Origin of the sequence: Pontibacter sp. MBLB2868 (genome assembly GCF_051904785.1) — a bacterium.
GTDB lineage: Bacteria > Bacteroidota > Bacteroidia > Cytophagales > Hymenobacteraceae > Pontibacter.
Genome location: NZ_CP196710.1, coordinates 946,857 through 973,322 on the forward strand (window position 1 = coordinate 946,857; position 26,466 = coordinate 973,322).

General features: G+C 45.1%; 31 protein-coding genes. 12 read left to right on the top strand and 19 right to left on the bottom strand.

Annotation, left to right across the window (positions count from 1 at the left end):
• Positions 1-9: 9 nt before the first annotated feature.
• Positions 10-1,635 (bottom strand): ABC-F family ATP-binding cassette domain-containing protein, encoded by a 1,626-nt coding sequence (locus ACSX1A_RS04145; RefSeq protein ID WP_439882355.1) that lies wholly within the window; start codon positions 1,633-1,635, stop codon positions 10-12.
• A 330-nt stretch (positions 1,636-1,965) separates the two neighbouring features.
• On the opposite strand from ACSX1A_RS04145, the gene ACSX1A_RS04150 reads away from it, so the two are divergent.
• On the top strand, positions 1,966-2,436 hold the full coding sequence (locus ACSX1A_RS04150; protein WP_439882356.1) for a DUF4199 domain-containing protein: 471 nt from the start codon (positions 1,966-1,968) through the stop codon (positions 2,434-2,436).
• An 18-nt stretch (positions 2,437-2,454) separates the two neighbouring features.
• The gene (locus tag ACSX1A_RS04155) at positions 2,455-2,913 is read left to right on the top strand and encodes a hypothetical protein (RefSeq protein WP_439882357.1); all 459 of its coding nucleotides are present in this window, start codon (positions 2,455-2,457) and stop codon (positions 2,911-2,913) included.
• A 73-nt stretch (positions 2,914-2,986) separates the two neighbouring features.
• Here the strand turns inward: ACSX1A_RS04155 and ACSX1A_RS04160 are convergent, their stop codons facing one another.
• Complete coding sequence (locus tag ACSX1A_RS04160) at positions 2,987-3,220, bottom strand: hypothetical protein (RefSeq protein WP_439882358.1); 234 nt, start codon at positions 3,218-3,220, stop codon at positions 2,987-2,989.
• Between the two features lie 318 nt (positions 3,221-3,538).
• On the opposite strand from ACSX1A_RS04160, the gene ACSX1A_RS04165 reads away from it, so the two are divergent.
• On the top strand, positions 3,539-3,934 hold the full coding sequence (locus ACSX1A_RS04165; protein ID WP_439882359.1) for a hypothetical protein: 396 nt from the start codon (positions 3,539-3,541) through the stop codon (positions 3,932-3,934).
• Between the two features lie 31 nt (positions 3,935-3,965).
• Here ACSX1A_RS04165 and ACSX1A_RS04170 read toward each other — a convergent pair whose 3' ends face one another.
• On the bottom strand, positions 3,966-4,367 hold the full coding sequence (locus tag ACSX1A_RS04170; RefSeq protein ID WP_439882360.1) for a hypothetical protein: 402 nt from the start codon (positions 4,365-4,367) through the stop codon (positions 3,966-3,968).
• A gap of 264 nt (positions 4,368-4,631) precedes the next feature.
• On the opposite strand from ACSX1A_RS04170, the gene ACSX1A_RS04175 reads away from it, so the two are divergent.
• Entirely contained in the window at positions 4,632-5,444 is an 813-nt protein-coding gene (locus tag ACSX1A_RS04175) for a murein L,D-transpeptidase catalytic domain family protein (RefSeq protein WP_439882361.1), read from the top strand.
• Between the two features lie 64 nt (positions 5,445-5,508).
• Here ACSX1A_RS04175 and ACSX1A_RS04180 read toward each other — a convergent pair whose 3' ends face one another.
• Positions 5,509-5,700 (bottom strand): hypothetical protein, encoded by a 192-nt coding sequence (locus ACSX1A_RS04180; RefSeq protein WP_439882362.1) that lies wholly within the window; start codon positions 5,698-5,700, stop codon positions 5,509-5,511.
• Positions 5,701-5,998: 298 nt separating this feature from the next.
• On the opposite strand from ACSX1A_RS04180, the gene ACSX1A_RS04185 reads away from it, so the two are divergent.
• Positions 5,999-6,808 (top strand): M48 family metalloprotease, encoded by an 810-nt coding sequence (locus ACSX1A_RS04185; protein ID WP_439882363.1) that lies wholly within the window; start codon positions 5,999-6,001, stop codon positions 6,806-6,808.
• Between the two features lie 459 nt (positions 6,809-7,267).
• Complete coding sequence (locus ACSX1A_RS04190) at positions 7,268-8,176, top strand: diacylglycerol/lipid kinase family protein (protein WP_439882364.1); 909 nt, start codon at positions 7,268-7,270, stop codon at positions 8,174-8,176.
• Between the two features lie 28 nt (positions 8,177-8,204).
• Here the strand turns inward: ACSX1A_RS04190 and ACSX1A_RS04195 are convergent, their stop codons facing one another.
• Together ACSX1A_RS04195 and ACSX1A_RS04200 are read right to left on the bottom strand one after the other, a co-directional pair.
• A complete protein-coding gene (locus ACSX1A_RS04195; RefSeq protein ID WP_439882365.1) occupies positions 8,205-9,419 on the bottom strand; it encodes a metallophosphoesterase in 1,215 nt (404 codons plus the stop codon).
• Between the two features lie 20 nt (positions 9,420-9,439).
• Complete coding sequence (locus tag ACSX1A_RS04200) at positions 9,440-10,075, bottom strand: LON peptidase substrate-binding domain-containing protein (protein WP_439882366.1); 636 nt, start codon at positions 10,073-10,075, stop codon at positions 9,440-9,442.
• 112 nt (positions 10,076-10,187) lie between these two features.
• Between ACSX1A_RS04200 and mtgA the strand changes: the two genes are divergently transcribed.
• A complete protein-coding gene (gene mtgA, locus ACSX1A_RS04205) occupies positions 10,188-10,928 on the top strand; it encodes a monofunctional biosynthetic peptidoglycan transglycosylase (RefSeq protein ID WP_439882367.1) in 741 nt (246 codons plus the stop codon).
• Positions 10,915-11,400 (top strand): YybH family protein, encoded by a 486-nt coding sequence (locus ACSX1A_RS04210; protein ID WP_439882368.1) that lies wholly within the window; start codon positions 10,915-10,917, stop codon positions 11,398-11,400. The genes mtgA and ACSX1A_RS04210 overlap by 14 nt, the downstream gene beginning before the upstream one ends.
• Positions 11,401-11,502: 102 nt before the next feature.
• Here ACSX1A_RS04210 and ACSX1A_RS04215 read toward each other — a convergent pair whose 3' ends face one another.
• The 5 genes from ACSX1A_RS04215 to ACSX1A_RS04235 all read right to left on the bottom strand — a co-directional run bounded on the left by ACSX1A_RS04215 (position 11,503) and on the right by ACSX1A_RS04235 (position 17,751).
• A complete protein-coding gene (locus tag ACSX1A_RS04215) occupies positions 11,503-11,976 on the bottom strand; it encodes a hypothetical protein (RefSeq protein ID WP_439882369.1) in 474 nt (157 codons plus the stop codon).
• Positions 11,977-12,172: 196 nt separating this feature from the next.
• On the bottom strand, positions 12,173-13,315 hold the full coding sequence (locus ACSX1A_RS04220; RefSeq protein ID WP_439882370.1) for an App1 family protein: 1,143 nt from the start codon (positions 13,313-13,315) through the stop codon (positions 12,173-12,175).
• 42 nt (positions 13,316-13,357) lie between these two features.
• Positions 13,358-14,191 (bottom strand): M48 family metalloprotease, encoded by an 834-nt coding sequence (locus tag ACSX1A_RS04225; RefSeq protein WP_439882371.1) that lies wholly within the window; start codon positions 14,189-14,191, stop codon positions 13,358-13,360.
• Between the two features lie 223 nt (positions 14,192-14,414).
• Entirely contained in the window at positions 14,415-17,264 is a 2,850-nt protein-coding gene (locus ACSX1A_RS04230) for a M16 family metallopeptidase (RefSeq protein ID WP_439882372.1), read from the bottom strand.
• Between the two features lie 82 nt (positions 17,265-17,346).
• Positions 17,347-17,751 carry a hypothetical protein gene (locus ACSX1A_RS04235; protein ID WP_439882373.1) on the bottom strand — a complete coding sequence of 135 codons (405 nt, stop codon included), beginning with the start codon at positions 17,749-17,751 and terminating at the stop codon, positions 17,347-17,349.
• Positions 17,752-17,907: 156 nt separating this feature from the next.
• Between ACSX1A_RS04235 and ACSX1A_RS04240 the strand changes: the two genes are divergently transcribed.
• Positions 17,908-18,996 (top strand): DNA topoisomerase IB, encoded by a 1,089-nt coding sequence (locus ACSX1A_RS04240; RefSeq protein ID WP_439882374.1) that lies wholly within the window; start codon positions 17,908-17,910, stop codon positions 18,994-18,996.
• Between the two features lie 9 nt (positions 18,997-19,005).
• Here ACSX1A_RS04240 and ACSX1A_RS04245 read toward each other — a convergent pair whose 3' ends face one another.
• Positions 19,006-19,632, bottom strand: a complete 627-nt coding sequence (locus ACSX1A_RS04245; RefSeq protein ID WP_439882375.1) for a DNA-3-methyladenine glycosylase family protein — start codon at positions 19,630-19,632, stop codon at positions 19,006-19,008.
• Between the two features lie 127 nt (positions 19,633-19,759).
• Positions 19,760-20,803 carry a threonine aldolase family protein gene (locus tag ACSX1A_RS04250; protein WP_439882376.1) on the bottom strand — a complete coding sequence of 348 codons (1,044 nt, stop codon included), beginning with the start codon at positions 20,801-20,803 and terminating at the stop codon, positions 19,760-19,762.
• Positions 20,804-20,880: 77 nt separating this feature from the next.
• Between ACSX1A_RS04250 and ACSX1A_RS04255 the strand changes: the two genes are divergently transcribed.
• Positions 20,881-21,090, top strand: coding sequence for a hypothetical protein (locus ACSX1A_RS04255; RefSeq protein ID WP_439882377.1), 210 nt, complete (start codon positions 20,881-20,883; stop codon positions 21,088-21,090).
• Between the two features lie 104 nt (positions 21,091-21,194).
• Here ACSX1A_RS04255 and ACSX1A_RS04260 read toward each other — a convergent pair whose 3' ends face one another.
• The 3 genes from ACSX1A_RS04260 to pyrE form a co-directional block, all read right to left on the bottom strand.
• Positions 21,195-21,692, bottom strand: a complete 498-nt coding sequence (locus ACSX1A_RS04260; RefSeq protein WP_439882378.1) for a metallophosphoesterase family protein — start codon at positions 21,690-21,692, stop codon at positions 21,195-21,197.
• 162 nt (positions 21,693-21,854) lie between these two features.
• Positions 21,855-22,382 (bottom strand): hypothetical protein, encoded by a 528-nt coding sequence (locus ACSX1A_RS04265; protein WP_439882379.1) that lies wholly within the window; start codon positions 22,380-22,382, stop codon positions 21,855-21,857.
• A 133-nt stretch (positions 22,383-22,515) separates the two neighbouring features.
• Positions 22,516-23,154, bottom strand: a complete 639-nt coding sequence (gene pyrE / locus ACSX1A_RS04270; protein ID WP_439882380.1) for an orotate phosphoribosyltransferase — start codon at positions 23,152-23,154, stop codon at positions 22,516-22,518.
• A 109-nt stretch (positions 23,155-23,263) separates the two neighbouring features.
• Between pyrE and ACSX1A_RS04275 the strand changes: the two genes are divergently transcribed.
• On the top strand, positions 23,264-23,944 hold the full coding sequence (locus ACSX1A_RS04275) for an NUDIX hydrolase (RefSeq protein WP_439882381.1): 681 nt from the start codon (positions 23,264-23,266) through the stop codon (positions 23,942-23,944).
• Here ACSX1A_RS04275 and coaD read toward each other — a convergent pair.
• From coaD to ACSX1A_RS04290, 3 genes are all read right to left on the bottom strand, one after another.
• Positions 23,898-24,377, bottom strand: coding sequence for a pantetheine-phosphate adenylyltransferase (gene coaD / locus ACSX1A_RS04280; RefSeq protein ID WP_439882382.1), 480 nt, complete (start codon positions 24,375-24,377; stop codon positions 23,898-23,900). The two genes, ACSX1A_RS04275 and coaD, sit on opposite strands and share 47 nt — an antisense overlap.
• A 129-nt stretch (positions 24,378-24,506) precedes the next feature.
• Positions 24,507-25,394, bottom strand: coding sequence for a DUF3822 family protein (locus ACSX1A_RS04285; RefSeq protein WP_439882383.1), 888 nt, complete (start codon positions 25,392-25,394; stop codon positions 24,507-24,509).
• Between the two features lie 84 nt (positions 25,395-25,478).
• Positions 25,479-25,967 carry an NUDIX domain-containing protein gene (locus ACSX1A_RS04290; RefSeq protein ID WP_439882384.1) on the bottom strand — a complete coding sequence of 163 codons (489 nt, stop codon included), beginning with the start codon at positions 25,965-25,967 and terminating at the stop codon, positions 25,479-25,481.
• 37 nt (positions 25,968-26,004) lie between these two features.
• Between ACSX1A_RS04290 and ACSX1A_RS04295 the strand changes: the two genes are divergently transcribed.
• Positions 26,005-26,460 carry a PaaI family thioesterase gene (locus ACSX1A_RS04295; RefSeq protein ID WP_439882385.1) on the top strand — a complete coding sequence of 152 codons (456 nt, stop codon included), beginning with the start codon at positions 26,005-26,007 and terminating at the stop codon, positions 26,458-26,460.
• Positions 26,461-26,466: the final 6 nt, after the last annotated feature.

A 26,466-nucleotide genomic window follows, 5' to 3' on the forward strand; every position in this document is an offset into this window, starting at 1 on the left:
TGATTAAAATTAAACCAGCACATTGGCGTACATTTTCTTACGAAGCTCCTTGATGGTATCATCAGAAAGATACTCTTCGTAAGTCATACGCTTATCAATGATTCCGTTTGGCGTTAACTCAATAATACGGTTAGCGATAGTATCTACAAACTGTAAGTCATGAGAAGAAAACAGGATAGTGCCGTCGAATTCCTGCAGCGAGTTGTTAAGTGCTGTAATAGACTCCAGATCCAGGTGATTGGTCGGCTCATCGAACACTAAAACATTACCTGACTGGAGCATCATTCTGGAGAACATGCAACGCACTTTCTCACCACCTGACAATACGTTTGCTTTCTTAAGCGATTCCTCGCCAGAGAACAGCATTCGGCCCAAGAAACCACGAATGAAACTTTCGTCCTTTTCTACTGAGAACTGACGCAGCCAGTCTACCAGGTTCAGGTCGGTATCAAAGAACTCCTGGTTATCTTTCGGGAAGAAGGAAGAGGTAATGGTAGTACCCCATTTGAATTCTCCGCTATCGGCTTTCTCTTCATCAAACAGAATTTTAAAGAAAGTGGATGCGGCAATATCGTTACGTCCGATTACGGCGATCTTATCTCCCTTATCCATCATAAAAGTGATGTCGGTAAATATAGGTTGCCCGTCAACAGACTTGCTCAGGTTTTCTACATGTAAAATTTGATTTCCGGCCTCACGTTCTGGTTTGAATGCGATGTACGGATACTTTCTTGACGAAGGCTTAATGTCTTCCACAGTAAGCTTTTCGAGCAGTTTAGCACGTGAAGTAGCTTGCTTCGATTTAGAAGCATTGGCACTGAAACGGCGGATGAATTCCTCCAGTTCCTTACGCTTATCTTCCGTCTTTTTGTTAGCATCGGAGCGCTGTTTCACGGCCAGCTGGCTGGACTGGTACCAGAAGGAATAGTTACCGGCAAACATTTGTATTTTGCCAAAATCAATATCCGCTACGTGCGTGCACACAGCATCCAGGAAGTGACGGTCGTGCGACACCACGATCACTGTGTTGGCAAAATTATCGAGGAAGTTCTCCAGCCACATGATCGATTCAGCGTCCAGGTGGTTGGTAGGCTCATCCAGTAGCAGGATATCCGGGTTTCCAAAAAGGGCCTGTGCCAATAATACGCGTACCTTTTCGCTACCACTCAGGTCCTTCATGAGCTGGTAATGCAGGTCTTCAGTAATACCTAGTCCGCTCAGGAGTTCAGCAGCTTCATAGTCGGCGTTCCAGCCTTCCATATCGGCAAACTCGCCTTCGAGCTCAGCGGCACGTAAGCCGTCTTCCTCGTTGAAATCAGGCTTGGCATAAATAGCGTCTTTCTCCTGCATGATATCCCAAAGGCGCTTATGACCCATCATCACAGTTTGCAGGGCAGGAAATTCATCGTATTCAAAATGGTTCTGCTTCAATACGGCTAAACGAGCGTTTGCCGGAATATCTACAGTACCCGTATTCGGGTCGATTTCACCAGATAATATCTTAAGAAAAGTTGACTTACCCGCACCATTGGCACCAATCAGCCCGTAGCAGTTACCAGGTACAAATTTTATCGTTACATCTTCAAATAATGTGCGCTTACCATAACCTAAGCTGACATTGTTGGTACTAATCATAAAGAATTATGTATGGGGTTAATTTAATCTTAATGCAAAACTACAAAATAAAAATCGGGATTGGCGCAAGCAGCATGAATCCTGTTGTTAAAACAGGATTTAACAACATTTTAAACTGTTTTAAATCAGCTGTTTCTATGGGACTATCTGAAAATTTATAGCGTAAAGCACAACGCCACTCGTCTTTCTTTAGTATATAGTTTTAGTAATATTGAGTTGGATACGCCTGTGATAGTGGCTTTTATCCTTTATTTTGCTATTCCTTAACCAAATGCATAGCTAAACTGTTCATTTTGAAATGATTAATTATAAAATATAAACTAACATCAAATGGCATCTTCTAACGTAACTTATCAGAAGGTATCTACTAAATATGGAATAATTGTAGGCATCGTGCATATGTTTTATTTCCTGCTTATGTGGGCACTTGGGCTGACTAACATAGTAGAACTATCTTTTATAAGTGGTATTTTTCTGGTAATAGGAATTGTAATGGCAATCTCAAGTTTCAAACGTGCCAAAAACGGTGTGATCGAATACTTTCAGGGCTTGGCGATAGGGGCCACAGTAGGCGTGGTTTCCTCCGTTATACTGGCTATTTTCCTGATGATCTTTGTGAACCTGCTCGACACGCATTACCTGGAATCACTACAGGCAAGTTCCCTGTTCCCGGAGAGCCTCTCTAAGCTATCACTCTTTGTACTTACTATTGTATATGGCACTGTGCCAGGAGTGATCATTGGCTTCATTGCGATGCAGTGGTATAAAAACCCTGATCATACCATGTCTGAACGGATATAATTAAAGCAGATAATTAAAATGGAAAAAGTAGGTCTAAAATATGGCATACTTACAGCGCTGGGACTCATCTCATACTTCCTGATCATGAGGCTGCTTGGCCTGGCGCATATCGTTGAACTACGATTTTTGAACGGGGTTATAATGGCTATAGGTGTAACTATGGCTATCAGGGCCTACAAGATCAGCGTACACGGTGAAATCGGCTATTTTCAGGGCTTTGGCGTTGGCGCTATAACAGCGGTGACAGCAACCACTATTTTTTCGGCGCTGATGGTGCTTTACATAAAGATAGCGGGGGAGTCGTTGGTGCATACGTTATCCATGCAGCGGTACTTAGGCGAAAGTGTGGTGGAAACACCAGGCGTGGTTGTGTTTATTGTACTGATGATGGAGGGGGTTATTTCAGGTGTTATGATCTCGTTTATTGCCATGCAGTGGTTTAAGCGCAGTGAGCATAAAGTGCCTAACAGTCCTTGATAAGTGAGAAATCTGATCTATAACCAAAAGCCCCGCTACATTTCTGCAGCGGGGCTTTTGGTTATAGAGTTCGTTATTTAACAATTGTATCGGGCCGTTGTATGATTTGTACAACCACCTCATGCAGATCGCCTTCTTTGTCTTTTAGTTTAAATATGACCATCGGATTGTCAGCGTTGTGTACTGATTCTATATCTACCACTTGCTCACCTTCATCCAGTTTATCTTCCAGTTGCGGTGATAGGTCTTCAAATGCTTTTGCAAAACTCACCTCCAACTTACTCGGGTTGTAATATCTTGTTCTCATGCTGCTGCTTTTTCGAAAACCTGAATCTGTAGTAGGTTCTCCGGTTACACTAATAAAAATACTATTTAAGGTACTTATTAAGGTTATACCAGTTCTAAAATATAGAGTTTCATATAACTGATTTTCTCGATAAGTTCTTTATTAAGCTATGGGCAAAAGTAGTATAGTTATATTTATGCCTGATGAGGCTGAGAATGGTTTATTAGAAAAGTATAAGAATATTTTCGTTTGAGCTTAACTAAGTTTTTTGTTTTTCGTTCTAATGAAACAAATGCTTCCGGGTAATATAGTTTTAGGGAAGCAACCTATTTCTGAGTCATGAAAAAAATTATACTTTTACTATTCGCTGTTTCATTGTCAACACTTTCGCAGGCGCAACGCATGAAGGTGACAGATGAACCTCTTGATACACATGTTCTTGCCATGAACCTGGATGGGCCTGCAATGGCTACTAAGGAACTGCTAAAAGAACTGAACCTGGATGAGCAACAATACAGGCAAGTGCAGCTGCTAAACGATAAGAGGTACCAGCAAATGGAGGAGGCAGATATACTTTATAAAGATAATGCCATCCAACGATCAAAGGCAATTTATGCCATAAACCAGGAAATTGATAAAGCGGTTACGCTTATGCTGAAGCCGGAGCAAATGCGGTTGTATCTGAAGCTGGAGAACAGGCAAAGTGACCGTTACGCTTCCGAAAGCGATAAGTAGAAGATGTATAGCATAAAACAAAAAAGCCCGGTTATTCGGGCTTTTTTGTTTGAATAGGTTCTGCAAAAGATACTTCCGAAACTTTACCAGTAGGGTTAATGTGCACTTCCACACGGTTCGCTTCTGAAAGTTTACCCCGCTCCGTGCATTGGGTACCAGGCTCTATATAATAATAGTAAATGCGTTGGCTTCTTTCAAGTAAGGTTTCGCTGTCAGGCTTACCCAATACATTCCGAACAACATACTCCTTTTTGCCATACAGGCCTGAGCGCACATTTTCCAATTCGCCAACTAATTTTTGTCTTTCCCCTTTACAACCATAGCGATCCTCCTTCCAGGTGGCGCTATCGAAATTTTTTAAGCTATCAGGAGTGCCGCAAGAACTTAATAGCAGGAGCAACAATAATTGAAGCGGTATTAATCGTTTTATCATGTGTAAGCATTTAGGTCATAAAGTTGCAAGTTGTATGAATACAATCCAACGCAATTCAAAAATTTAAACTTTATTCCGAATATAATATTATAACCGAATTATTTTATAAATCGTTGATACATAGTAGGTTTTGCTACATAAAGAAGGGGCTCCAACTGGCGTGGCAAAACAGATTCTCCGGTGTTTTGCTTTTTTTGAGGAACAATTGTTACTGCTGTGCCTGTTGGTTTAATTGATTGCGTAACCTGAAGCTTAAAGAAATTTATGTTAAGAATAATCCTTACCTCGCTAACACTTGGTCTATTATCCTTTATTTCACCTGTATCTACTACCTTTACAAACACGCCACAACCGCTCGATGAGCATGCAAATGCTGTAGTGGCAAATGCGAATACATTATCTTTTATTGAGAAAAAACAAGCCTTTGATGAGCATCTCGATGAGATCTATTCAAATGCCGGCCTGAAAAGCAAAGGTTTATCGAAAGAAGTATTCAGAAAAGCTTTTGTAGGATATCAGAACTTTTTGCTGCGCAAGCAGGGGGTACCAACCAAACCTATCCTGACAGTAGTTGATTTCACAAAGCCAAGCCGCGATAAGCGCATGTGGATCATTGATCTGAAAGAGCAGAAGCTATTATTTAATACGCTGGTTGCTCACGGAAGAAATACGGGCGAGGACAAAGCCACCAAGTTTTCAAATAAGCCTAACTCTTACATGAGCAGCATTGGTTTCTATCTGACTGATGCAACCTATTATGGCAAGCACGGACTGTCGCTGAGACTTTCCGGAATGGATGGAAAATATAACTCCAATGCCATGTCGAGGGCAATAGTAGTACATGGTGCAGAGTACGTAAGTGAATCTTTTGTGAAGCAGTATGGCCGTTTAGGCCGGAGCCTTGGATGTCCTTCGGTACCTCTCGAGATCTCTAAAGATGTGATTGAAACGATCAAAAATAAAACCGTGATCTATGTGCACGGGAATGATACCGGCTACACTTCTAATTATCTGGACCAGGATAAAGCCATTGAAGCATATGCTATGGAGACCCTGAGTCAGACGCTAAGTGTATAAGCTCATATCAAAGACATTATAAAAAGCCCCGGCCGAATTTAGTTCGGCCGGGGCTTTTGTCTTTTCAGGCCTGATCCCTGGTTGTTTTAACAAGGCTTATACCTGAAAAGAAGAAAATTAGTCCAACGACAAACGGTACAGCAGCTGTAAATTTGCCTACTGCTACGCCGTCGCCTCCCATCAGAAAAGCGTAAGCTCCCCAGATGATACCGATAATGCCCAATATGAGCAATACCGCGCCAAATGTTCTTTTCATATTCATTATCTTATTTGCTTTAATTTGATTGAGCTGCTTTTTGCAGCAAATTACCTTTATTACGATAGTTATATAAATAGGGCTAAAAACAGCTGAATTGTATAGCAATAGTTCAATTAGTAATGCTTTTAATTATGCCTGTGCCTTCTACTGGTATCAAGGGGTTATGGAGGTATCTTTATCACTTAAAATATTGACCCATTTATCAATTTAAGTGATAAAAATACCGTACATGTTTTCAGGTCACCTGACACAGGTGAAATGTACATTGTATAATCTTAAGTAAGATACACGCAAAATGAGAGGAGTTATTAAGTATGTTATTGCACTGCTAATTGCTGCTATATCTTTAGTTACCTATTGGTGCAATACAGATAAAAATGAGTTTACCGGTGAAGAACAGCACGTTGACATGACGGTAGAGCAGGAGATCGCGCTTGGCTTGCAGGCCGCACCGGAAATGGCCCAGCAATACGGAGGCCTGCACCCCGATAGAGAAGCGGCTGCACAATTAAAGGCGCTCGGTCAGAAACTGGTACAAAATACCCGCGTTAGTGAAACCCCCTATGAATTTGATTTTCATTTATTGGCCGACGAAAACACTGTTAATGCCTTTGCGCTTCCTGGTGGCCAGGTATTTGTGACTGCGGGCTTGCTCAAGCAATTAGAAACAGAAGGACAACTGGCAGGCGTTCTGGCGCATGAAATAGGCCATGTGGTAGCAAGGCATTCAGCACAGCAGCTGGCAAAGGCTAAACTAACACAGGGCTTAACAGGTGCAGCTGCCATTGCCACTTATGATCCTGATAACCCAGCCAGTCGCACAGGTGCGGTTGCTGCAGCCATGGTGGCTAAATTGCTGAATATGAGTTATGGCAGAGAGGATGAGCTGGAATCGGATAAGTTGGCTGTACAATTGACCGGGGAATCAGGTTATGACCCGCGCGCCATGATAGAAGTAATGCGGATCCTGGAGCAGGCAGGTGGGGGAGCACGCGGCCCTGAGTTTTTGCAAACACATCCCAACCCAGGAAACAGAATTGCAGAAATTCAGCGCGCTATTGATGAAGAGTATCCAAATGGAGTTCCCGCCGGTTTAATTCCATAGCAGGAGCAATAATTTAATGCAATTTCCACAACTAAAATGAACAGGCACTGTATAAAAATAAGTGCAACGATTATACTCGTGCACCTTACTCCTCCTGTGCATTACTTTGGTAATGCGGCAATTGCTGAAATGTATAATTAACTATGAAAGCATACCATTATGCCTACTAAAAATCAAGATCAGAATAAAAAAAGCGACATGAAGCACACACCTTCATCAAGCTCTGCCAAAACAGATGCAAACAAAAATACATCTGCTAAAAGCAGTGGATCTACTAGTGGTTCTTCGAAGTCTTCAGGGTCTTCTAAATCACATAAGTAGTAACTAATTAGACACACACAATCCGATCAGATCGGAAGCAAAAACTAATCTCATATACCGGGATTAGTTTTTGCTTTTATATACCAAATGCCAACGGTTTTGCGTATCAGAGGCAAAACAGAATGTAGAAAGCACCCTATGGAAGAAGAGTTAACGAAGCGCCATTTATTGTTTGTAATTAACCCTATTGCGGGAGACGTGGAGAAAGAGGAACTGGAAGAGGAGATCCGTGAAAAATGTAACGAGCATGACATTACCTGTGATATTTATAAAACGACAGGCGAGAGTGATAAAGAAGAAATAAAAAGCCTCCTTGATACGACCACGTACAACGGCGTTTTTGCCATAGGTGGCGACGGCACAGTTAATATTGTTGGCACACTGTTGATCGGCACACAGATACCCCTTGGTATTATTCCCCTTGGGTCTGGTAATGGATTATCAAAAGACCTTAATATTCCACAGGATGTAGAGGAGGCCTTAGAGTTGATTCACCGCTTTGTTGTCCGTAACATAGATACCATCACCTTAAACGGGGTGCCGTCCATCCATCTAAGCGATTTAGGTTTTAATGCGTTAGTTGTGAAGCGCTTCTGTGACGGTGATACGCGTGGGCCGGGCTCTTATGCCTGGATCGCCCTGCAGGAATACCTCAGCTATACGCCAAAATTTTATAAGATAGAAACAGATACAGAAAACTTCGAGGGGGAAGCATTTATGGTTACGATAGCCAATGCGAATGCCTTCGGTACAAATGCCAACATCAATCCTAAAGGTATTCTAAATGATGGGCGTTTTGAAATATGCCTGATAGAGCCATTCCCGAAAGCAGCAGGTATTGGTATACTTTATAAGTTGTACACAGACAGCATTGATGATTCCGTTTTTACAAGAAAAATAAGCTGCAAAAAGGCCACCATTTATAACATTGATCACGAATTGATACATATAGACGGTGAACCTGTGGACTTGGGGGATATAATAAAAGTGGAAATGCACCCGAAAAGCCTGAAGGTAATACTTCCGTTACCGGAAGATCAGCTTTAAACATTTGGGTGAAATAGGATTAGTTTAATTAAACTGCCTGCTGCTGTGGGACCAGTACACTCTCGAGTTTTTTTCTGAAAGCGATGGCTGCTGTGCTTCCCTCTTCAGGTACTGTTCTGGCTTCCATCCATACTTCTCCATTGGTGTAATAGTTAAAAACCATAAACCCCAACCTCTCTAAGGTAAAAGTTGCCCTTCCTCCCTTTTTTACAAACGCAGTCTTACTTCCGGACCCGCTCACGAGGTAGTGGTTCTTCTGGATTTCAAAATGCTGCAGGTTATGGTCGTGCCCTGCCACATAAATAATGTTACTGTACCTGTTTAAAATGCGGAGAAGCCTTTTTCGCATTTTCTTATACTTCCGGTGAGCCATGTCTTCGTTTGCCCCGAATAGTTGCCTGTAAAACGGGTAAAGAGAGCCAAAAATAGGGAGCGGGATGTAAAAGCGTTTATGAGCTGCCGTTAACGGGAAGATATGTTGCTTGATAGTGAATTTGCCGCCATGCAGGGCATTGCTGTAGAGTGGGTGGTGGGCTGCAACAACAATGCGCTGGTGTCTGTTCTCGCGTAGCACCTTATGTAGTGCCACATAAAAGTCTTCTATACTATCATAAAGGCAGCCATACGCTTCGCCCAGTGGCTTTTCACCCCGCTGTACCCACCATTGAGTATTGATAACCAGTAACAGCAGCCCTTCCGTCAGTTGCAAAGCTACCGGTCCGGGGCATCCGTTTGGTGGCAGGTAGCTTTTGGGATCGTTGGTATTGGTCAGCACATAGTTCTGCTGACGCAGCATTTGCTGGTACCCGCCGGGCCTGCCTTTTAGCCAGTCGTGGTTGCCGCTGATAAAAATTCCCCTGCCTTTAAAGTTGTTTATACTTTCCAAAAAAATGTTGAGTCGTGCTTCTGCCAGTTTGCGGTGTCGGTTTTCGGTTTCAGGTAAACCAATAGGGTAGAGGTTATCACCCAGAAATACGACAGTCCCTGCCTCACCTGCTTCTTGCTGCCACTCATGCAGCAGCCTGATCACAGGGTCTGTACCGTCAGTTGCTATTGCCCCAGCATCGCCGATCGTAGCAATGGAGTACACTAAAGTGGTGCTATCAGGAGGAGCGGAACGTTGCCATCCGATATCTGAAAGTTTATAATATGGCTTGCGCTTAAACTTGATTTCCTGCCAGTAGCTAAAAAGGATAAAGGCAAGGAACAAGGTAGGAAGTATGATCAGGAAATATGTGAGCATGATCAGATGTAGGCTGAGCGTTAAAAGTTGGGTGGAGTGAGGTTTTTAAAATGGCCATTTAGCCGTACACGCTCTTTCAGACGCTCCGTTTCCAGCACTATCGGTACCACCTGTTGCAGGTGGTGAAGAATGGCTTCCTGCCGTTCGGTTTCAGTTGTAATTTGCAGCAAGGTATACTCCTGCTCCGTATTCAGCCCAAGATGGTGGGCAACGTCGTAGCTGGTAAAATCTTCAGGCAGATCAACGTAAAAGTTTTCCAGGCCAAGTGACTCATACAGTTTTTTAAGGTATTCCTTTATCTTGAGCTTGGTAAGCACATCCTCCTCAAAGTTATTTTCGATTAGCTCTACTTCACCGCCGGCATATAGCCTGCCCGGAGCCATTTTATCAAATTGCAGTACTTTAAAAATACCAATCCCTTTGGTGCGGATATCCATCTCGCCATTGGCATGTTCTTTCTCGACTTCCAGAATCTCTACTTCCGTGCCGAACACACCTACGGCATTCTGAATAAAAGCGGGAATACCAAATGTCTTTTTCTGCTCCAGGCAATCATGCACAAGTTGCTTGTAACGGGGTTCGAAAACGTGCAAGTTCAGTTTTTCGCCCGGAAATACTACGATACTAAGCGGGAACAGCGGGAGATATTTAGACATAAGGAAAGTTCATGTATGTTAATATACTTTACGGGCTTAGATAAAGCAGCGTTGGTACAAAAAAAATCTCTTAATCTATTTACCTTTGCCTATCGAAACCGGAAGTGCATAAATGAACAGAAAACGAATTGGGTTAAAGCACGTGAAGCTGCTTTTTATAAAGCTGGTGCTTAGCCTTTTCCTGCTTAGTGTGGCGTGGGTATTGTTATACAAATGGGTGGCTCCACCTGCTACGCTGCATATGCTGCAGCGCAGAGCTGAGGCCGGCGCAGCAGCGAAAGAAGACCCCTACATAAAGTATGAATTTGTAGCGCTGGAAGAGATATCGGCCCAGCTTCCTTTGGCTGTAGTGGCATCGGAAGATCAGCTTTTCCTGGAGCATAATGGGTTTGATTTTGAGGCCATCATGGATGCTTTTAAACGTAATCAGAAAGGGGGAAACATCAGGGGAGGCAGCACGATCAGTCAACAGGTGGCAAAGAACGTGTTTCTGTGGCATGGGAGAAGCTACCTGCGCAAAGCTGTGGAGGCATACTTCACTTTCCTGATTGAAGTTATCTGGGGGAAAGAACGCATCATGGAAGTTTACTTGAATATAGCTGAAATGGGAGATGGGGTATTTGGTGTTGAGGCGGCCTCACAGAAATATTTTAATAAACCAGCGAAAGATGTTGGCAGGCAGCAGGCTGCTTTACTGGCAGCCGTACTACCTAACCCAATTAAATTTTCTGCCAAAAGACCCTCAGGCTATACTTTAAGGCGCCGTGTTCGCATTGCCAGAGCTATGGGGCGCTTAGGTGGTACAACTTATATCAACGACATTCTTCCGGAGAAAGACAATGAAAAGAACTAAGACCATTCTGTTGGCCGTGGCTTTTACGCAGCTTATTTTATCCTGCAGGCCACAAGAGGAGCAGAGCCAGGAAAAGCAGCCGGACCAGCAGTTACTTACCGAAAACCCGGATAAACAGATCAGGCAGGTGCTACAAGATCAGAGCGAGTGCTGGAATCGGGGCAACCTGGAATGCTACATGCAGGGTTACTGGAAATCAGATTCGTTGCTTTTCATCGGCTCTCGCGGACTAACCTACGGCTGGCAGCAAACTCTGGATAATTACCGTAAAAGTTACCCGGACCCTTCCGCTATGGGGCAACTGACTTTCGACCTGAAAGAGATGCGGCCGTTAGCACCGGATGCTGTACTTGTAGTTGGCAAATGGCACCTGGAGCGTGAAGCTTCAAAAGGAAACCTGGAGGGGTATTTTTCTGTGATCTTCAAGAAGCTCGCTGCTGGATGGAAGGTCATAGCAGATCATTCAAGTTAATTGCACCAACAAATTTTAACTGCTGTAGTGTACGATATAAAAATAGCCCGCCGGAAATTTCCGGCGGGCTATTTTTATATCGTAAGAATTTATTGTCAGTGCTTATTTATTCTTGTCCCATTTTTCAAACGAACCTTCTGCCAGGTCAAATCCAAATGTTTTCTCCAGCTTCAGGGTCTCACCTTCTTTTATTGTAAAGTAAGTATATGTGTATGCAAGGCTGCCATTACCTGAAGATTTAGGAAGCAGTATGTAAATAAAATATCTGCCTGGTTCTACTTTCTCACTCATTCGGGAACCGATTGCACCATACTCCAGGGTTTTAAATGTTTCAGAAGTTTTGTCATATATATTACCCAGGTAAATGTCTGGAGAGGCCGCTACGTCAAATTCTCTGTTTTCGGCTTCCCAAACATGAATGATTGCCTGCGATTTTTCTGTAGTAATGCTGCCGGAAGATGATTGCTGTTGTTTTTTGACCTCAACGATCATTCTTGTTTCTGGATCAGGTTCATCATCTTTACAGGCCGAAAGGAGGAGAAGAAAAAAAAGTGGAAGTATAAACGACTTTTTCATAGGCTTTCTGTTTTAGGAGGCAACTCTGAAATAATATAACTCTGTGTTACATTATTACATTTTATACTATAAGATTTAAGAATTGTTTTGTAATTCTATAGTTATCAATGTAATAGATGCCCCAGAAGTTATCTGCTGTTATAGGCGCAGGCATTTAGCTGCCTTTTTTCAGTATTCCATCCTTTAAAGACGTGCTTTATGCATCACCTGCCTCATCAACCTCAACTTCCTGCTTCACTTCTTTTACTTCTTCATTGTAGATAAAGCCACAGTCAGCGGCATGCTCTGCCGCAGCAGTGGTATTTTTAACTAAAAGCAACTCAACCTCACCACCGGATTTCAGATCATCCCTGATCTTCTCAACTTTTCGGGTGTGTTTTTCGATAGCTACATCCCTGATGTAAATTGCCATTACGCGCCCCGGGTGATTTTTTACTACTTCGCTGTAAATTGCAGCATCTGCCTGGCCACTGTCCCCGATCAATATGAAATTAAGCTTTGGGTAAGTGATCAGAATATTCTCGATCTCCTTATACTTGTGGCTCATGTGGTCTGAGTGCATGAACTTCTGTTCGTCGATACCAAAATCGCGCAGCAGGAGTGGGCCTTGCGGAATTTCGTTCAGCTCCAGGAAGTGATAGAGCAGGTCATAGTTATTCCAGGGGCTGCTGGATACATAAAAGAACGGGTTGTTCCGCTTTCCATTCCGGCCTAATTGTAATGATTTGTAAAACTGCGAAACACCATGAAAAGGAATGCGGGTGTGGGCATTATTCAGGAGAATGTTTTTGCCTGACTCTAATAAACTGGTAGCACCTGTGCGTACAATGGTGTCGTCTATATCCGAAATGATACCATACTCTGCATCTGGCGGTGGTACCAGTACATGAGCCTCTGCGGTTACTTCTTCATGTATTTTAACAGGTGCATCTACCAGTTTAACCTGTATGGTGTGCCATATATCTTCAAGTTCTAGTGGCGTGCGTGGTTCCAGGTTCAATACAAAGTATCCTTCTACATCTGTTGTGATTTCGTGCTTTTCGCCCTGTAACGTAAGCTGTACGCGTGCATTCGGGATCTCATCGCTTTCAAAACGGCGGTACATGTTCAGAAGGTTCTCCCAGGTGGTGTCGGTTTCTTCTGACTGGCGTATGCCTTTGTCCACCAGCACTCTTCCTTTTACATACAGCCTGGTAGGGGTGCCATAGCTGCGGTACGTTACAATCTGAAGCGGATTATTAAGGCCTAACTTGCTTTTCAGCTTAAAGGTCAGGAAGTCGACTTTCTCCTCAGCCTTGAGGATTGTTTTGGCGGCGGCGTTCTTTATCTTTTTTTTCATAACTCATAAAAAAGGCCTGCTACAAGTATAGCAGGCCTTTCATTACAGGTTTAAAGCGCTTTTTAATTGGTTAAAGTCATTGTCCGGGGCAGATGCTGTGCTGCAACCTTTCTGCTGGGCAAGCTGCTGTATATGCTGTATACGATTGTCCGGGTTAGGATGGGTGCTGAGGAACTCAGGGGGTGTGCCTTGCTGCGATTCCTGCTCCATTTTTATAAAAAAACCTGCCGCCCCGTCGCAGGCGTAGTAACTGGAGCCTGATAAGTAAGAGACTGATTTCTCATCTGCTTCTGTCTCAGCGGTGCGGCTGAATTTAAGGCCTGCCAGTGAGCCGGCCAACTGGGCTGCAATCTGCGTCAGGGTGCCCGGGTCATTGCCCAGCGCCACGGATAACAGTATGGCTATACCGTAATCGCGCTGCAGCTGTTTTACGCTATGCCTGAGATCAGCATGGGCGATCTCGTGCGCTAAAACCCCGGCAAAATGATCTTCATCCTGTAAAAACTTGATCAGGCCGGTGTACACGTAAATGTGTCCTCCGGGAGTAGCAAAGGCGTTCAATGTTTTATCATCTTTGATGATCTTCACGGTCCAGGGGAATTCATTTCTGTACTTTACCTCACCAGAACTTAATACGCGGTTAATGATACGGTCCAGGTTCTGGTAAGCCTTTTGTACGTTGGCGTTGCTGCTCGTACGCTCTATAAGTATGCCCTGGGCACGGTAAGTGGAGTCTATTTCGTGAGATACCTGTTCGCCAAGTTTAATATCATCCTGGATCGAAAAAATAACGCCGTCGTTGTCTTCGCAGCTGCTCAGAAACACGAGACAAAATAAGGTAAGCACCCATACAGGTGTGTAAGCTAATCTTTGCATAAGTTGAAATAAGTAATTAATTGTGCAACGCAGACTGCCGGTAAATATTTAATAAATGTGGAGTATTAACTCAAAAAACCTTTACAGTTGTCGCAACCGTGCTTTACGTTGAGAAGCATATACTTTGTTGCGGCACATAGCAGGAGAAGGCATAAAAAACAGTACAAAAAGAAAGAGCCCTCGAACGAATTCGAGGGCTCTTCACTAAAGTGTAGTATGTACCTTATTTAACGGATGAGCTACCAATTGAGTTGCCATCTGTGTCTAATTCTACTACTTCATACTCGAGTGCTTCCAGTTTAGGCAGCACAGTTTTCTTATCACCTACTACCACAATGTGCATGTTGCTAACTGGCAGGTATTTAGCAGCCAGTGCGTCGATGTCTTGCTTCGTGATATTGTTAAGAATATCGGTCTGCTTTTTCACAAAATCCTTGTTCAGGTTGTACTCAATAATACGGCCTAAGAATCCTGCTTTCTGACCTGGAGTTTCATACTTACGCGCATCAGACTGACCGATGGAGCTTTTCATGAATTTCACCTCATCCTCTGTGATGCCATTCTTCTGGAAGCTGTTTAGTTCTTTCATAAACTCTACCACAGATTCTGCAGAAGCATCTGCACGTACGCCGGCTGATGCCGTGAACGGACCTGCAAACTCATCACCGCCAAAGTATGAACGGGCACCATACGTATAGCCTTTGTCTTCACGCAGGTTAAGGTTGATACGGCTGTTGAACGCTCCACCTAAAGCGTAGTTCATTAAACCTGCTTTGTAGTATTCACCGGTAGCATCGTATGGCATGGCAACATAACCGATCCTGATCTCAGACTGAGCTGCATCTGGCTTGTCAACAAAGTAGATACGTGTCTTTTCGATGGCAGGTGCTTTGGTGTCAGCTACCAGTTTTACATCTTTCTTTTTCCAGTTCTTCAGGAAGTTAAGCTTACCCACGATCTCTTTCTCTGAGATGTCGCCAACTACTACAAGGTTAGCAACAGAAGGAGAGTAGTTGTTCTGGTAGAACTTCTTCACATCTTCCAGCGTGATGTTGCTTACAGTTTCAGTAGTTCCTGAAGTAGGCATGGCTTCAATGTTACCTGCTCCGTAAAGCAGTTTGTTGTATACATTGTTAGCGATTGCTGTTGGCTGTGTAGCCTGGTTGGCAATTCCTTCCAGCTGCTGCTTCTTCAGGCGGTCAAAATCATCCTGGTTAAATTTAGGTCTGAACATGCGCTCTTCAACCAAAGCAAGCGTTTTATCCAGGTTTTTCTTCAGCGATTGCACATAAACCACTGTCTCATTAGAACCAGAGTAAATACCAATAGAGCTACCCAGTTTGTTCAGTTCATTTGCAAACTCCTCTGAAGTATAGTTCTCTGTGTCTTCGTTTAGCATAGAGGCAGTAAGCGAACTGATACCGGCTTTATTCATATCAGTAGCTGAAAGTCTGTGCCCACCTTTAATAGAGAGCTGCAGTGTTACAGTCGGGATCTCATCCGACTTGGCACCTATTACTTTCAGGCCATTCTTGAATTTGGTAGTATAGTAGTTCGGCACCTGTACTACTGGGTTTGCACCAGCGGCAGGGCGTTTGCTACGGTCAAATGTATCAACAGCTTTAGTATACTTCAGGCCGCTGTATTCATCCGGGCCGGCAGTATAACCTTTTGAGTCGATGGTGTAGTTATCCGCTTTTGCAACCAGGTCGGTTTTGCCTTTTGGCACAACGCTAAGTATAACAGCGTTTTTGCCTTTGATGTACTGGTTGTAAACACGCATTACATCTTCTTTTGTAACAGCGTTAATACGTTTCAGCTCTTCCTGGATGTAGTTAGGGTTGTTACGGAATGTTTCGTAAGCAGCTAATTGAGAAACTTTACCGCTTACGCTGGCCATTCTGTTTATAAGGCTGGATTCAGCAGATGCTTTGAAACGCACCAGGTCATCTTCTGAAATGCCACGGGTTTCAAACTCAGCAATTGATTTACGAACAAGGTCTTCCATGTCAGAAAGCTTGTTGGTTGGGAACGTAACTACAGTAATGCCGAATTCACCGGACAACTCAGACGTAGAGTTGAAGGTAGAAGCCTGCAACGCTTTCTGCTCTTTCACAAAATTCTTGTAGAAGATAGAGTTCTTGCCCTGGCCTAATACTTCAGCTAATACATCCAGTGCAGGCTCATCTTTATGACCAGCTTCCGGTGTTGGGTAGGTAATGCGCAGCATCGGGAAACGTACGTTGTCTTCGTAAGACACATAACGGTCTTTGTCCAGCTTTGCTACCATTGGTTTCATATCCTGCACGGCAGGGCCTGCAGGGATAGAGCCGAAATACTGCTCAACCAGCTTCACCACTTCTTCAGGCTTTACATCACCACCTACTGTAACAGTAGCGTTGTTTGGTCCATACCAGCGCAGGAAGAAGTTCTTCAGGTCGTTAACATTTACACGGTTCAGGTCTTCCAGGTAACCGATAGTTGTCCAGGAGTAAGGGTGGCCATACTGGTAAAGGTTCTTTGAGGTCATCTCATAAACCAAGCCATACGGGCGGTTATCATAGTTCTGGCCACGCTCGTTCTTTACAGTTTCGCGCTGTACCTCAAATTTTTTCTGAGTTACGGCATCCAGCAAGAAGCCCATACGGTCAGCCTCCAGCCAAAGGGCCGTTGCCAGTTGGTTGCTTGGTACGGTTTCGTAGTAGTTGGTGCGGTCACGGTTAGTAGAGCCGTTCAGGGTACCACCAGACTCAGAAACGACCTTGAAGTGTTCCTCATCTGCTACGTTGTCGGAGCCCTGGAACATCATGTGCTCAAAGAAGTGAGCAAAGCCGGATTTTCCAACTTCTTCACGGGCGGAACCTACGTGATAGGTTACATCCACATGCACCACCGGGTCAGAGTGGTCTTCGTGTACGATAAGCGTAAGGCCGTTAGCCAGCTTATACTTTGCATAAGGTATAACCAGCTCGCTTCCTTGCTTGGTTACCTTTTCAACGAGCTTCGTCTGAGCTTCTGCTGCACCAATGATGCTGGCAGTAAGTACAATGCTCATCCCGATCTGTTTGATCATGTTTGTTAATTTAAGGTAGAAGTTAAATCAATAAACAAGATAACACAAGATATCAAGGTTATAAAATAATATAGACGAACTCCTATTTTGTCTCTCTTAACACCTGCTTTGCGAACATGACAGATACCGTAAGGGTAAGCAGAGCGATCACAAGCATGGCTGTTGTCAGCAAAAATGCCATACCTGCAGTCTCGGTGGTGGCACTTTCATTACTTTGCTGCATCATGCCGAGCAGTCTGATAAAATAGGTAGCTGATCTCCAGCCAAGCAATAAAGTTAGTAAACCGGCTTCTGCCGCGCCAAGCACAAAGCCCCAGCGCTTGCCCTGGTTAAGAAAGTGCCCTGCGGTAAGCCCGATCAGTCCGCCTGCAGCTCCTGTAAATAAAGCCGTGTTGGCCTGCTCACCTGCCAGGTCAACGGCAACAACTCCGCAGGCTATTAAAAAGAAGCCGAAGAAGGCGTATAAGTAGGATATGTTTTTGTGCATGATAAATGCCTTTTGTTGAATTACTGATGCGTAAATATAGCCCGGAATCTGCAAATTAACCGCTCAGTACACTACAAAGTACAGTTCAATTGTACAACTTTTGCCTGCTACTAAAGTATGTAGTGCAGGAGGTTAAAGACTTAGAAGCCTCAGTTAATGGTAAACAAGAACAAACTGCACGAACTGTACGCAGACCCAAGCCTGTCTGCGGAGTGGGCCGGACTGCGCTATACATCAGACGATAAACCTGGCTATACCCGTAAGGGTGCCGGAAAGGGATACTTTTACCTGGATCAGAACGGCAAAAAGGTAGAGGACGAGAAAACGCTGGAACGAATAAAAGCACTTGTCATTCCACCTGCCTGGACAGAAGTATGGATATCGAAGTCACCGAAAGGGCACTTACAAGCTACCGGGCGTGATGATAAGGGTCGCAAACAATACATCTATCACCCGGAGTGGCAGAAAGCCAGGAGCCTGACCAAGTTTGGCCGTATGATCTCTTTTGGTAAATCCTTACCAGCTTTGCGGGAGCGCATCCAAAAAGACATAGCTACCCGTAAGCTTGACCGAAGAAAAGTAACAGCACTCGTACTCTCTATAATGGATAATGCCCTGATCCGGATCGGTAACCGGCATTATGCCAAGTCAAACAATTCCTATGGGCTCACAACATTACGCGATAAGCATGTTACGTTTAACGGTAGCAGTGTAAAGTTCGCGTTCAGGGGTAAGAAAGGAGTGGAGCAGGAAGTGGACCTGAAGGACCGGCGGCTGGCACGCCTGGTAAAGCAGTGTCGCGATATTCCGGGGTATGACCTGTTCCAGTACTACAACGAGGATGGGGAACGACAGACCCTGGAATCCGGGGATGTGAACGAGTACCTGCGGGAGGTCACCACCCATGACTTCACCGCAAAAGACTTCCGGACCTGGGGGGGTACCGTGCGCATGGTAGAGTGCCTGGAAACTGTACTGGATGAGCAGCCTGAACTGGACAAAGAGAAAAGTATAAAAGAGGCCATAAAAGAAGTAGCCAGAGGATTGGGCAATACCCCCAGTGTTTGTAGTAAATATTACATTCACCCGGAGGTGATCAACCTTTTCCGGGAAGACAGACTTGTCCGATACCTGCAGCGACATGATGCCTCCAATCCTAAAAGCGAATATTTATCAGGGATAGAAGAGCTGGTACTTAAAATGCTTGAGCGGGTAGCGAAGGAAAAGAAAGTAAAAGATATGTAAACAGCCTTGCTACTTTGGCATGTTGTCCAGCGACTGCCAGAGGTATTTACTGGCGATAGTGCGGTAGGGGCGCCACGCTTCTGCTACTTCCTGCATTTTCAGACGCAGCTGTTTACCGGTTTCATCAATACCGTAATGGCGTTTCATGGCATTTTGTATACCCAGGTCGTCTACAGGTAGTATATCTGGACGTTCAAGGGCAAACATCAGCAGCATCTCTACTGTCCAGCGGCCAACCCCTTTTATTTGAGTCAGGTGCTTGATCAGGTCTTCATCTGCCAGGGCATTGATTGTGGCATGTTCCAGGTTACCGGCAGCAGCAAAAGTGGCTACGTTGCGTACATACCCAATTTTCTGAAACGAAAGCCCTGCGCTGCGTAACACCTCATCCGTAGATTCCAGAACAAGATGCGGGTGCGGGTAATTTTCCGGAAACAGCTCATTGAACCGTTTAAAGATAACAGCTGCTACTTTCGTGCTGAGCTGCTGCGACACAATGGAACCGAGCAATTTAAAATACAGATCTTCTGATTTTGAAGACTTCAGGGGAGTGCCTTTTTCTATAATTGCGGCCATGATAGGGTCTTGTGTCAAAACAGTCAGTGCCTCAGGCGTAAAGGAGTGGGGCTGGTGCATAGTTTTAGGGAAGGAGGTTAAAAAGAACTATTTCGACAGCAGGAGGGGTATTACAGAAAATTAATTCTGAAGATCTCTCCTGCTGTCGGGTTGCAAATACTAGTTGATCAAGAAGCAGAATATCAGATTATACTTCTACTTCTTTCTGATTCAAAGCTTTCAGAACACTGATAGTATGCTGAAGCATCTCTTCTGTTACATCCAGGTGCGTTACAAAACGCACCATCTGTGGTCCGAAGCTGGAGGCTTTTATACCTTCTTTGGCCAATGCAGCTACAAAAGCAGCATCCGTATACTTTTCATTAAGCTTAAAGATGATAATATTTGTTTCCACCGGAAAAACACTCTCCACATAATCGGCCTGCAATAAAGCCTGTTCCATGGCCTTTGCTTTGCGGTGATCCTCCTGAAGTCGTTCTATGTTGTTTTCCAGAGCGTATATACAGGCTGCTGCTAAATAACCAGCCTGGCGCATGCCGCCACCCAACACTTTTCTCACACGGCGGGCTCGTTTAATGAAATCCTTGCTGCCCAGTAATACCGAGCCAACCGGTGCGCCTAACCCTTTAGAGAGGCAGACAGAGATGCTGTCGAAGTAATTGCCATAGGCTTTTGCATCATCTCCGGAGGCTACTAACGCATTAAATACACGGGCTCCATCCAGGTGCAGAGCCAGGTCGTGGCGTTTGCAAACCTCAGAAATGGCTGCGATCTCTTCAATAGTATAAAAGTTGCCGCCGCCCCTGTTGCACGTGTTTTCCAGCGCTACAAGTTTTGTTTCCGGGTAGTGTACATTATCCAGCGGACGGATATGCGCTTCCACCTGTGTGGGAGTCATTTTGCCGCGAGTACCATGCACCAGCGCCATGGAGGCACCGGAGTTAAATGCGATACCGCCACCTTCGTACTGGTAAATGTGCGCCGAAACATCACAAATAACCTCTGTAAGCGGCTGCGTGTGCACTTTAATGGCGATCTGGTTGGTCATGGTGCCGGAAGGGCAGAAGAGCCCTGCTTCCAGGCCAAACATGGCGGCAGCTTTTTCTTCGAGCTGATTTATTGTCGGATCTTCACCGTATACATCGTCGCCAACAGGGGCGGCAAACATAGCCTGAAGCATTTCAGGGGTTGGTTTTGTAACGGTATCGGAACGTAGGTCTGTTATTTGCATAGGAATTAGATTCTGGAAATACTTTACTTTGTAAAAATAATAACTTAGTTTTGCCGTTCAAATTAAATATTGCAACGATGGGAGTTACTAGATTAAAAAGAAAAGACCGTAAGAATAAAGCAAGAGCTAATAACAAGGTGGCTAGAATAAAGCAATTGTTAATCACACCTGTTATTAAGAACGTTGACATGGATGAGCTTCGTGCTCAGTTCGGTGAAGCTCCAAAGAACAAAAAGGAAAACACTGAGACGGCAACAGAGCAGAAAGAGGAGACTTCTGCTGAGTAATTACGGGTAAGTAAGCCCATCTGCCTGCCGCTGCTATTTCAGCAAATGGCGGCGGCTTACTCAATAAGATCTCAAAGTGTGTTTGCATCGCAGGCACACTTTTTTTATGCCCTTTTCCCAAGCTCAATTACCTGCAGGTCACGTACCTGCCCCTCTTCAATAGCAAAGCGTACCATGGTCCTGATCTTATGAAAGCCATGCTTGCCGGCTGCCCCCGGGTTTATATGCAGCAGGTTGTTAAGGTTCTTGTCCGTCATGATCTTCAGGATGTGGGAGTGGCCGGTGATATAAAGCTGAGGCGGATTCTCTTGTATGGTTTGCCTGATATCCGGATGGTACTTGCCCGGGTAGCCACCAATGTGCGTCATCAGCACATCCAGGCCATTGGCCTCAAAGCGTAGCACCTTGGGGTGTACCTGCCGGACATCGGCACCGTCTATATTGCCATACACGCCCCGTAGCGGCGCGATCTCATGGAGGCGGTCTGATACCTCCAGTGTTCCAAAATCGCCGGCATGCCAGATCTCATCCCTGTCAGAGAGCAGACGGATGATCTGCTCGTCGAGGTAAGAGTGGGTGTCGGAGAGGAGGCCTATTTTCATATGCGTTTAATTTGAAACTCAAGATACGGTTTTTAGTCCGGTTGCGATACGAAACAGGCATGCATTGGCGGATTGCTCTGTTCCTGATTTTTTTATTGGAACGTAGTGGGCTGTTGAAGCTCGATAAAATTGAAACCTGAAAAGTGTTGTTTCCGGGAAACCTCAGGAGGCCTCTTCATCACTGAAACGGTCACCGTTGGAGAACATATCCTGGGAAAGCGTATTCCATAGGTAAGGGACCTGTGGCAGCCGGTAAAGGAGTAATAAGCCTATGGCCATGACAATGGTGGCCGGAAGAGCTGAGGCCATCCCTAAGGGCACTGTAGCTACCATGAAAATAATTCCTCCCACCACACCTGCTTTAAAAACCCAGCCCCTGGCCCACATGCTGAAGGCTATCAGTAGCTGCAGGGTGGCTATAACACTTACAAAAGAAACGATGTGCTCAGCGAACCAGCCAAGTATAAAATCCTTGTAGGCTTGTAACAGGGCAAAATCAGCGTAAACCAGGTACTCTTCCGGCACACCGGAAACTTTGTAGAAATTGAAGATAGCTGCCCAGCCAAAAAGCAGAAAGTATAGAAAGCGCGCTGTGGACGGTTTTTTCCAGCTGGCCAGCCAGATAAGCAGGGCCATCAGGTTAGAAGTAGTATAGGCAACCCAAAAAGTGGCAGGAGAGCTGAAATCCATAACAATAGAATGCGTGGTTAACCTGTAAATAACCAGTTTGCAAGGCTCACCTGTTACCAGGAGCTAGAAGTATAGCTGCGTGAAGCGCAGTAACCCCGGCCCTTATAGCCGGAGTTACTGCTATTCTTATGTTTTACGCTCCCCAGGTCTCCGGGGATTTTCTCCATTCAGCTAAAGTGTCCATGGCCGATGCCGGAATGTATCCGTTTGCCAGGGCGGCCTGAGTCAGGGCATTGTAATCGCTGAGGCAATGCAAAGGGATACCGGCTTTTCTGAAGTTATCTTCTGCCACTGCAAAGCCATACGTGAAAATGGCTGCCATACCTACTACCTCAGCACCGGCGGCCTTTACGGCCTCTGCCGCTTTCAGCGAGCTACCACCGGTAGAGATCAGATCCTCTACAAGCACTACTTTCTGGCCCTCCAGCAGGCGTCCTTCAATCTGGTTGCCCATACCGTGCTTCTTCGGCTCCGGCCTGACATACAGAAAAGGCATTTCCAGGCAATCGGCTACCAGTGCGCCCTGTGCAATACCAGCTGTGGCAACACCAGCTATCGCCTCTGCCTCAGGGTACTGCTGTCTGATCAGTTCGGCGAGCTGCTGCTTAATATAACTACGGATGTAGGGGAAAGAAAGTGTAACGCGGTTATCGCAGTAGATGGGCGAGTTCCAGCCGCTGCTCCACTTAAATGGCTGCTCCGGCCTTAGTTTCACGGCCTCTGTTTCCAACAGGAAAGAGGCTACCTGATGTGCTGTGTTCGTAGATTCCATAGCCCGAATTTACGTAAATAATATTCCTTTTTAAGTTACGGGGTTTTGATTAAGCCGAATTATTTATCTATTTGTGGAAATTTCGTTTTTATCTGAAGCTACGAACCGCATGAACGTTTTTATTAACGATATTCCCCTGATCTTAAAAAAGGCTACTGAAAAGGTGTATAAGCATGAGTATGACCTCATTCTAAAAGCCTCTGACCACTTTACCTCGAAAGATCTTGTAGGGGACGTACTCATAAAAGAAGCTGATGCCGCTCTGATTGACAGGCTGGTTCGACTGATGGAAGTGAAAAAACTTAAAAAGCTTCGCTCACTGACATTAGTAACCGACAGGAAGACAAAGCTGATAGCTCATCTGAAAGATCAGTTTAAAATAGTAAAAGCTGCCGGCGGCCTGGTGCTGAAGGAAGGGAAAATACTGATGATCTACCGCCTGGGCGTGTGGGACCTGCCAAAAGGCAAGCTGGAGAAAAAAGAGAAAGTGCAAGCTGGTGCCCTGCGTGAAGTAGAGGAGGAATGCAACATTAAAGTAGAGGTGATCGACAAACTGCCTAAAACCTGGCACTCCTATGCCTATAAAGGCAATAAGATACTAAAGAAAACCAGCTGGTACCTGATGAACTGTACTGATGACAGCCTGATCAAACCGCAGGCCGAGGAGTTTATCGAAGAAGTGCGCTGGATGACTCCCGAAGAAGCCTTGCAGGTACTACCAAAGGCTTATACTTCTATCTCATTTATAGTGAAGCACTATCTGCAATCTCTGAAAACCGGAAAGGTATAAACTCATCCACATTGCCCCCGAAACGGTGAATCTCCCTGATAATGGATGAACTGATAGCCGCCAGGTGAGGAGCCGTAATCAGGAAAACGCTTTCCAGGTCGTGGTTCACGTGGCGGTTTGCCTGGGCAATCGTGTTTTCATACTCAAAATCAGTGGTGTTACGCAGCCCTCTGAGTAAGAATTGCGCCCCTACTTCGCGGGCAAATTCAGCGGTCAGCCCTTTAAAAGTTTGCACCTGGATTGTAGGCTGATCGGCAAAAATATTTTTCATAACATCAAACATCTTGTCTACCGGAATATAGCGCTGCTTGCTGCTATTGTTACCGATAGCCACGATCACCTCATCAAAAAGTTTAGCCCCCCGCATCACTACATCGTAGTGGCCGTTTGTAAAAGGGTCAAAGGATCCGGGAAATAAGGCAATTCTTTTCATGGTAGTAAGTTGCGTAACTGAAAACTATTGACTGCTAAACAAGTGGTTTTAATAAATGACTGATCTTTTAGCTAAAATGGGCAAGTACATGTAAGCTACAATTCTAAACGTAGTCATTCTCTTCAACACCTATTCGCACAGGTGAAGGCTGTAAAGCTCAAAGTACCGATGTTCGAACAGGTCGTGAAACTTATAGCTGTACTCCACATCGGAGGGCTTTTTGCCGAGTTTTATATTTCTGATATACTTCTGAAGGGTGCTGAAAAGGGTGGAGTCATGGGTAATATCACCCCAAACCGTGATCGCATCCCGGTCAGGGTTCAGCTTTTGCTCCTGCATCACAAAAATAATATAGTAGATAAAGTCCTCCGGGCTCAGGTAATGGAAGGTATTACAGAATTCCAGACCGGAAGGGCTCACGACCAGCACAGTTACATAGTTTCGCTCTACAAAGGCGCATAGCTGGCGCTCTGTGTTTCTGCCCACCTGGTGGAGCACAGAGCGGATCAGGGCACTGGTAAGGTGCACGAAATGGACAGGCTGCTCCGGGAATATATCCTGCAATGCCTGCCAGAGCACAACATCTACTGAGAAAATATTGACTGCCTCTATACCGCTGTGGCTATAAGCCAGCACCACATCGCGTTGCTGATCTACCTGGCTGTGCAGGCGCAGGTAATCTGCTTTGTGGGCAGCATCATAGAGTGTTTCGGGCACCAGGGTAAAATGAGTATTGCTGACAGAAACGCGCACAGAGTTCCAGCGCACGGCCTTGAACAGCGGGTTATCAGAGGCAATCAGGCGTAGCTGCTCTGCTACCTGTACTGCCGAGAAAACGGTGATAAGCTCATAATCTTCGAGCACTACAAACTTATTGCGCTTCAGGTCCACGATTGCCAGGCGGATAGACTTCTGCCCCAGCGAAAGGTATAAATTGCAATCACCGGCCTGCGAAAGCTCAAAAGCCTCATCCTGTATCTTATGTGACAGCCGGAAATGGGTATGTATTGTGTTCAAAGTATGTTGTGCTTATGCGAACAGGGTAAAATGCTTCCTGCGCTATGCAAGTATAAAAAAAATATGCCAAACGACAGCAGTGCTTTATCCCTGCACAAAATAATGGTCCTGCCCCAGCAAGTCATCCAGGGAGATAAGGTACTGCAGTGAGCGGTGTTTGTCTTTAACAGGCAATGCCAGGATCTCTTTGATGGTCAGCCACTGCACCTGCTCTATCAGTTGCTGATCTGGCGCAGCTTCAGGATCAGTACCTGTTGTTAAACTACCTTCCGCTACCTGTACTTCAAAAAAGAACTCTATGGCATGCAGGGGCTTCTGCAGAAACTCATTTACAAACAGGAACCTGCCCACCTTTACCTGCAGTCCGGTTTCTTCGAGCATCTCTCTTTTAAGGCATTGCTCCATACTCTCCCCAAATAATAAACCTCCACCGGGGGGAGCCCAGAAAGCATCGTTGCCCAGCGTATGGCCGTGGCGCACTAACAGCAGCTTGTCATTTTTGATGCAAACGCCGCACACACGAACGCGTAGGTTTTGGGCGTACGCAGCGGCTTTGGGATTAAGTTCTGTCATGTTTGGCTACAAGTATGATTGGTCGTAAATTTACAGAATGATCCAAACATTTAACCCTGATTTTGAGCAGGACATACGCGAAAAGCTCGGGCGGCAGGAATTTATGAAGCTTCTGGGCTTTACAATAACTAAAGTTGAGGTTGGCAGGGTAGAAGGTGAACTCCCTTTGGAGCAGAAACATAAGCAGCACAAAGGCTTTGCCCACGGGGGCGTGATTGCCACTCTGGCTGACATCGTGGCTGGCTTTGCTGCCGTTAGCCTGGTACCAAAAGGGCATCATGTGGTAACAGCCGAAATAAAAGTGTCTTACTTTCATCCGGGTGTGGGAGACAAGCTCATCGCCAAAGGATATGTTTTAAAACAGGGCCGTAAACTGAACTTTTGCGAGGCCGAGGTTTTTGTAGTAAAAGGTGATGCTGCACCATTGCTTATTGCCAAGGCCAGCGCCAGTATGGCTAACATAACACCAGAGGATGTGCTGCGAGCTAATTAACCATCC